Below are 8119 nucleotides of genomic sequence, written 5' to 3'. Positions count from 1 at the left end.
TTTATATTGTTTTCATTTACTAAAATTAAAAAGGATTGCAGAATGTTGGGAACCCTAAAGGGTTTCCCAACACTCTGGAAAGAAGTGGTGCGATAAGCACCACTTCTTTCTTAACGAGGAAAAAATGTATACGGGTATTTGTTAGAATCGGGCTAATAATCGGTGTGGGGTGTACGAAACCCATACGGATTTAAGTTGCACTTTATTGTGAAAAAGTATATTAAAAATTTAGAGAAAATTGACGAAAAATGTCTACCGAAAAATCTTTGCAGGAATGTATGGATTGTCTAAAATGAAAATAAGTTTCTGAATATTTATAAAATTTAACCTTTGTGTATACGAAGGGGAAGTGTATTTCGAGTTGGAGAGGGGAGTAGGGGATGAAACGAGATGATACGTCAGCACGTAAGTTGCAAAATGAAGTGAATTATACAGAGGTTGTTCAGTCAAAAGAATTTCAATTGTTATTAAATACGAAGAAGAAGTTTATCGTTCCAATGAGTATTTTCTTTTTCAGTTTTTTTATTGCGCTACCTATTTTAACATCGTATTCGAAAGTGCTTAATACACCAGCATTCGGTGATGTGACATGGGCATGGGTATTTGCTTTTGCGCAATTTATTATGACATGGTCATTATGTATGATTTATAGTAAGAAAGCTCAATCCTTTGATGAAATTTCGCGGAAAATTCTACAAGATATGCAAAAAGGGAGGAGTTGAATTTGAATACTACTGCGTTTGCACTATTTTTAATTATTGTTCTTGGTACGCTCGTCATAACCTATTTTGCATCGAAAAAAACGAAAAATGCGAGTGAGTTTTATACGGCTGGAGGGGGATTAACGGGTTGGCAAAATGGTCTGGCCATCGCTGGGGATTATATGTCTGCTGCGTCATTCCTCGGTATTGCTGGAGCGATAGCGTTAACTGGATTTGATGGATTTTTTTATAGTATTGGATTTTTAGTTGCGTATTTAGTCGTATTATACCTAGTTGCAGAACCGCTTAGAAATTTAGGGAAGTACACATTGGCGGATATGATTGCAGCGCGTTTTGATGCGAAAAAAGTTCGCGGTATTGCTGCCCTGAATACGATGACAATTTCAATTTTTTATATGATTGCCCAATTAGTCGGTGCGGGTGCACTTATTAAATTATTATTAGGAATAGAATATACGACAGCAGTTTTAATCGTTGGCACATTAATGACAGTGTACGTTATTTTTGGTGGTATGACTGCTACGAGTTGGGTACAGATTGTTAAAGCTGTATTACTAATGGCTGGTACATTTATTATTTCTGTTATCGTTTTTGCAAAATTTAATTTTAGTGTGACTGAAATGTTTGCTCAAATGAAAACAGCTACGCCATTAAAAGATTCGTTTTTAAATCCAGGAGTAAAGTATAAAGATGGTCTTGATACACTTTCTTTAAATTTAGGACTAGTACTTGGTACAGCTGGATTACCACATATTCTTGTGCGCTTTTTTACAGTGCGAGATGCAAAAACGGCACGTCAATCTGTTGTGTATGCGACATGGCTAATTGGCGCATTTTATATTATGACAATTTTCTTAGGGTTTGGAGCAGCAGCGTTTGTAGGAAATGAGGCGATTATTAAAGCAAATCCTGCTGGTAATATGGCAGCACCTTTATTAGCTAAAGCATTAGGGGGGGACTTCTTATTTGCTTTCGTATCAGCCATTGCCTTTGCAACCATTTTAGCTGTAGTAGCAGGACTTGTATTAACAGCAGCATCAGCATTTGCGCATGATTTTTATAACGAGATTATCCGTAAAGGAAAGTCTACGGAAAAAGAGCAAGTGTCAATGGCTCGTTATGCTTCGATTGGAGTAGCTGTAGTATCTATTATACTTGCGTTATTTGCGCAAACCTTAAACGTAGCATTTTTAGTTTCATTAGCATTTGCAGTCGCGGCTAGTGCAAACTTACCAGTTATATTATTTACAATCTATTGGAAGCGTTTTAATACAACGGGTGCCATTTCTGGTATGGTCGTTGGACTCGTATCAGCAATTGTTCTTGTAGCGTTAAGTCCAAACGTCTGGAACCCTGTAGCTGGAAAAGCTATTTTTGTTGGAGAAGCCTTATTCCCATATACGACACCTGGCATTATTTCGATTCCGCTTGGTTTCCTAGCAGCATATTTAGGAACTATTTTCTCTAGTAAGAAAGAAGATGTAGCGAAGTTTGATGAAATTCTTGTGAAATCGAATACTGGTCATGGTATTAGCGACGCATCTTCACATTAAAAAAGAGGAGCTTTTCGTATTAAAAGAAAAGCTCTTTTTCTTTTGTCATTTTCTTATAAAGTGAAACTTTAATCAGTAGGGGGGCATACTCACTGATTATTAGCCCGCACCAATCGGGCTTTTACGGGCAGTTAATCTCCCACCTAACTTCTTTGCTCCAGCTGAATTTTGGGGTGGGAGTTTTACTACCCGTTAATGCGGGATAAATATTACTGTGTTGTAAGTAGGATTTGTCATAATTTTGTGGAATGAAAATAAGCAAGAAGAAATTTAAATCATCATGGCACCAGCGCAGCTTTTGTGAAAAATAAGTTGTTATGGAAGGTGGAAGAAATGATGAAAACGAAACAAACTGACGAATTATTAGCAAAAGATGAGCAATATGTTTGGCACGGCATGCGTCCATTTAGTCCAAGTAGTACAATGGTAGGGGCAAAAGCAGAAGGGTGCTGGGTTGAAGATATACATGGAAAAAGATATTTAGATGGTATGAGTGGTCTTTGGTGTGTGAATAGTGGGTACGGAAGAAAAGAACTCGCAGAAGCGGCTTATGAACAATTACAAACATTATCGTACTTTCCGATGTCGCAGTCACATGAGCCAGCAATAAAGCTTGCTGAAAAGTTAAATGAGTGGCTTGGAGGAGAATATGTTATTTTCTTCTCAAATAGTGGGTCAGAAGCGAATGAAACAGCTTTTAAAATAGTAAGGCAATACTATGCACATAAAGGTGAACCACATCGTTATAAATTTATGTCACGTTACCGAGGATATCATGGAAATACAATGGCGACAATGGCAGCGACGGGACAAGCGCAGCGTAGATATCAATATGAGCCTTTTGCCTCAGGATTTTTACACGTAACACCGCCAGATTGTTATCGTATGCCAGAAATGGAATCACAAAATATTTATGATGTAGAGTGTGTGAAAGAAGTAGATCGTGTTATGACATGGGAATTAAGTGAAACGATAGCCGCATTTATTATGGAGCCGATCATTACAGGCGGAGGTATTTTAATGCCACCACAAGACTATATGAAAGCTGTTCATGAAACATGTCAAAAACACGGTGCGCTACTCATTAGTGATGAAGTGATTTGTGGTTTCGGGCGTACAGGAAAAGCATTTGGATTTATGAACTATGATGTTAAGCCTGATATCATTACGATGGCGAAAGGTATTACGAGTGCATACTTACCATTATCAGCAACAGCTGTGAAAAAAGAAATTTATGAAGCATTTAAAGGAACTGGGGAATATGAATTTTTCCGCCATATTAATACATTTGGTGGAAACCCGGCGGCTTGTGCATTAGCACTTAAAAACTTAGAGATTATGGAAAATGAAGATTTAATTGGACGCTCTGCACAAATGGGCTCACTTTTATTAGAGCAATTAAAAGAAGAAATCGGGGAACATCCGCTAGTTGGAAATATTAGAGGGAAAGGTCTATTAGTAGGAATTGAACTTGTAAATGATAAAGAGACGAAAGAACCGATTGATAACGACAAAATCGCGACTGTTGTAAATGCTTGTAAAGAAAAAGGTTTAATTATAGGACGAAACGGTATGACAACAGCAGGGTATAATAATGTTTTAACATTAGCGCCGCCTCTTGTTATTTCAAATGAAGAAATTGCTTTCGTTGTTGGTACGTTGAAGACAGCGATGGAGCGTATTTAATCAAATAAAAGAACAAAAGTGAGCTGTAATATAAGGCTCGCTTTTGTTTATTACGTGAAATATGGTAGTTTTTTAAAGGGAGGGGATATGAATGGAGAAATATGACCCTAGTCAACATTATCACATCGGATATTATGAAGATGGATATGATTTAGAAGTGACAGCGTACAAAAGAATAAAGGAACCAGTTTGGGATGCTTATATTCCGCACTATGAGGTAGACGATTTTTATAAGAAAGTGGAGGAAATGAAGCTAGGACTATTTTTGAAAAATGGTTAAAGACGAATGAGATTGTTTAAAGGGAAAATGAAAAAGGAGATTACTATTTTATAAAATAGTAATCTCCTTTTATTATAGTAAACTTATTTACTTGCTTTCATTGCTTTATCTTTGGCACCAAAAGTGTATTTTAACATTGGTGGTGTAATCATTGTAGTTAAAATAACGACAATAACGATAGCTGTAAAGTAATCTTGTGCTAATAATCCAGAAGAAAGACCTGTTCCTGCGATGATAAGTGCAACTTCACCACGTGAAACCATTCCAGCACCGATAATTGCAGAAGACTTTGCATCAAATCCAGTCATGCGTGCACCAAATCCACAACCGATTAGTTTTGTGAAGACAGCGATAACTGTTAATGCTAAGATGAACCAAATTTGATTACCAATACCATCAAATGTAATATTCATACCGATACTAACAAAGAATACTGGAACGAACATTGCGTAAGCAATCGGTTCTACTTTCTTTTCTACTTCATGTTTGTAGTTCGTTTGAGAAATTGCGATACCAGCTGCGAAAGCACCGATAATACCAGCAATTCCTAATAATTCGCCGAAATATGCGAATGAGAAACAGATAATAAGAGCCGCGCTCACGATAGACTCAGATACGCGTAGTGGTGATAACCAACGCATAATCGCTGGAACACCTTTCCATCCGATTAAAATAATAGAAGCGAAGAATACGACCTTCTTCAAGATAACCATTGTTAAGTTAACATCGTCTGTACCTAAGAAGCTCATTGCGAATGCTAATAAAATAACAACAAGAATGTCATCAAATACAGCTGCTCCAAGCATCGTTGTACTTTCACGTGTTTTCATCTTACCTAAATCGCGAAGTGTTTGAACGGAAATACTAACACTTGTCGCACATAGAAGTAATCCTAAAAATACAGCGTTCCCTTGTTCCATTCCCATAACAAGACCGGAAACATAACCACCTATGAATGGAAGAATGATACCTCCGAGTGCAACTGCTAAAGAAGAGTTACGATTTGCATTTAATTCTTCTAAGTCTGTTTCAAGTCCAGCCATAAACATTAAAAGAATAACACCAACATTACTTAATTGTGTTAGAAGTTCTGAGTTTTCAATCCAACCTAATACAGCTGGACCGATAACGATACCGACAATTAATTTACCGAGTACAGAAGGTTGACCTAATCTAACACTAAGGTCACCAGCAAGCTTTGTACTTAATAAAATAAGTGCAATTTGAAAGAAAAATTCGAATTCCATTTGATCCTCTCCTTATCACTTTGTATTTTTATTAAACGATTTCTCGGAATTTGCCTAATGAAAATATGTAAAACCCATTAAACAAAGGGTCTGATTACAAGTTCTTTTGAACTTGTAATTTGAACCTGTAATCAATATATAATAAAATTTATAAAAAATCAATGAAAAAATAGCAGATTTTCATGATGAGATTCGATTTAGGTATGGAGGGAATCAATATATAATAAGAAGAAATAAGGAAACATTTTTAATGAATTGGAGAATGGAATATGTTAATAAACAAACGCTTTACAATTGGAGAAATGGCAAAAATGCATAATATCGCAGAATCTACATTAAGGTATTATGATGAAAAAGGAATTTTTCACCCGTCTATTGTCGATCCGCAAACGAATTATCGTTATTACACAATTGATCAGTTTTCACTGTTAGATACGATTAAATTTTTACGACAGTTAAATATTCCGTTAAAGGAAATTAAGAAATATATTGATGAGCGGAACCCATCTTATGCGCTTAATTTACTTGAAAAGCAACAAGAAATGATGTTAAAGAAGCAAAGAGAAATTGAGTATGCTTTAGCAAAAATGGAACATAGAATTTATGTAATTAAGGAAGCGACGAAAGTAAAAGGTGAAAAAATCATAGTTAAAGAAATCCCGCAGCGAAAGATTACAGCGATTGCGGTTGCACCAAATACAACAGATGATATGTTTGAGTATTATATCCATTCGTTGCAGAAAAATATGAAACAAATAGATAATAGCTTATTCTCTGGAGATATCGGTGTAACGGTTGCCAAAAAAGCATTAATTCAAAATGAATTTCAATCATACAATAGTGTTTTTATTCTTTTGGATTATATGCCTTTTCAAGTACATAGTTCGGATGAAATTAAAGCAGGTATATTTGCGTGTGCTTATCATCATGGACCATATGAAGAAACAGATGAAACATACAAGGAGTTAATGAAATACATCTCTCAAGAGGGATATGAAGTGAGCGGAGATTCGATTGAGATTGCATTAATTGATTGGTCTGTAACAGAAAATCCAGAGGAGCAAGTAACGGAAATTCAAATCCCTATAATGAAAAAACAATGAAATAAGGTGTAAGACTCGTACTAATTACAAATCGGCATCAATGACGATAATTAAGTTACCTATTTTTAAATTCTCTCTTGACCTTCAAGTTACTTGAAGGTTTAAACTGTGAACAGAGCGTTGAAAAAAGGAGCATATTAGTATGGAAGCAACAGAAAAATTAAGAGAAAAACCGATAAAAAGTTTATTTATTTCATATTTAATACCGGCAGTTCTCGGAATGGTATTAATGTCAGTTAATATTGTGATTGACGCGGTCATGATTAGTAGGGGAGTTGGAGCGAACGGTTTAGCGGGAGTAAACGTCGCTATTCCAGCATTTTCGATTTTCTTCTCCATTTCATTATGGATTGGAATGGGCGGAGCAACATTATATTCGATTGCACTAGGCGAAAATAAACTTGAAAGAGCAAGGTCTATTTTTACGCAATCTATGACTGTAGCAGTTATTATCGTAGGCGTTTTAGCGGCTATTTGCGTATGGAGAATAGAAGATTTAGCATACTTATTCGGTGCAAATGAAGTGATTTTACCGTATGCGTTAGACTATTTACACGTGTTATTAACATTTGGAATGATATACGTGTTAGAAAATATTTTAAGTACATTTATACGAAATGATGGAAATCCTAATTTAGCAATGGCAGGTCTTGTTGTAACGGCTGTATTAAACATAGTGTTTGACTATATCTTTATTTTCATCTTTGGATGGGGTGTAACAGGTGCTGCTTCAGCTACTATTCTTTCGGCAGCAATTGGTTTCCTTGTATTATTAACTCACTTCTTTAGAAAGAGTAGTATTTTAAAGTGGACGAAATTCCATTTTGAATGGGATACGGTTAAACAAATAATGGTGATTGGTTTCCCAAGTTTTACAGCAGAAAGTACAGTAGCAATCGTAACGATTGGTTTTAACATCGCATTCGTTCAATATGCAGGAGAAGTAGGAGTCGCTTCCTATGCAATGGTGAATAGTATTCATGCGATGGCATTATTATTATTCTTTGGTGTTGGAGCAGCATTACAACCAATCGCAAGTTTCCATTACGGTGCAAATTTATCAGAAAGATTGCGTGAAGGATTACAGTTTGCTGTGAAGATTGCGGTTGTACTCGGAGGCATTGCGATAATTGTCGGATTATTCTTCGGGAAATATATCATTGGTCTATTTGATGTCCAATCGCCAGAACTATTGGAGTTAACGTTAACAGGTATTAGCTTGTTCTTTATCCAATACGTATTTTTAGGCTACAACATTGTGTATGGAGAGTACTTCCAATCAGTGCGACAAACGAAGAAATCAGTACTTATTATAATGAGCCGAGGGTTACTATTTATTATTCCGTTGTTATGGATTATGCCAAATTTATTTGGAATAAACGGAATTTGGCTCGTTATGCCGGTTGCGGAAGTATTGACAGCAATTATCGTATTTACGATGAATCGTATGAAACATCCTGTTCCGTTACATATGGCAGGAAAGAAAGAAGCAATATAATGAAGAAAATCCCCTTGAGCAAGTAAGGGG

Annotated in this window: 6 protein-coding genes and 1 pseudogene; 6 read left to right on the top strand and 1 reads right to left on the bottom strand. The window is 36.0% G+C overall.

The genetic code is table 11. The features are described 5' to 3' along the window. The first annotated feature begins 380 nt into the window (after window positions 1–380). The 4 genes and pseudogenes from JDS92_RS18610 to JDS92_RS18595 form a co-directional block, all read left to right on the top strand. A complete protein-coding gene (locus tag JDS92_RS18610; RefSeq protein WP_199632310.1) occupies window positions 381–722 on the top strand; it encodes a DUF485 domain-containing protein in 342 nt (113 codons plus the stop codon). 2 nt (window positions 723–724) lie between these two features. Further along, on the top strand, window positions 725–2275 hold the full coding sequence (locus tag JDS92_RS18605; RefSeq protein WP_001098226.1) for a solute symporter family protein: 1551 nt from the start codon (window positions 725–727) through the stop codon (window positions 2273–2275). A 336-nt stretch (window positions 2276–2611) separates the two neighbouring features. Beyond that, a complete protein-coding gene (locus tag JDS92_RS18600; protein ID WP_199632309.1) occupies window positions 2612–3961 on the top strand; it encodes an aspartate aminotransferase family protein in 1350 nt (449 codons plus the stop codon). Between the two features lie 91 nt (window positions 3962–4052). Further along, window positions 4053–4229: pseudogene (locus JDS92_RS18595) on the top strand (DUF3986 family protein); the annotation flags it as partial. Between the two features lie 95 nt (window positions 4230–4324). On the opposite strand, the gene JDS92_RS18590 reads toward JDS92_RS18595, so the two are convergent. Continuing rightward, entirely contained in the window at window positions 4325–5488 is a 1164-nt protein-coding gene (locus JDS92_RS18590; protein WP_199632308.1) for a cation:proton antiporter, read from the bottom strand. Between the two features lie 269 nt (window positions 5489–5757). Between JDS92_RS18590 and JDS92_RS18585 the strand changes: the two genes are divergently transcribed. Together JDS92_RS18585 and JDS92_RS18580 are read left to right on the top strand one after the other, a co-directional pair. After that, window positions 5758–6591 (top strand): MerR family transcriptional regulator, encoded by an 834-nt coding sequence (locus JDS92_RS18585; protein ID WP_199632307.1) that lies wholly within the window; start codon window positions 5758–5760, stop codon window positions 6589–6591. 142 nt (window positions 6592–6733) lie between these two features. Beyond that, on the top strand, window positions 6734–8089 hold the full coding sequence (locus JDS92_RS18580; protein ID WP_199632306.1) for an MATE family efflux transporter: 1356 nt from the start codon (window positions 6734–6736) through the stop codon (window positions 8087–8089). The last annotated feature ends 30 nt before the right edge of the window (window positions 8090–8119 follow it).

It is taken from the genome of Bacillus cereus group sp. N12 (assembly GCF_016483575.1).
In the GTDB taxonomy this organism is placed as follows: Bacteria; Bacillota; Bacilli; order Bacillales; family Bacillaceae_G; genus Bacillus_A; species Bacillus_A toyonensis.
This window is presented reverse-complemented; position numbering and strand designations above follow the sequence as displayed.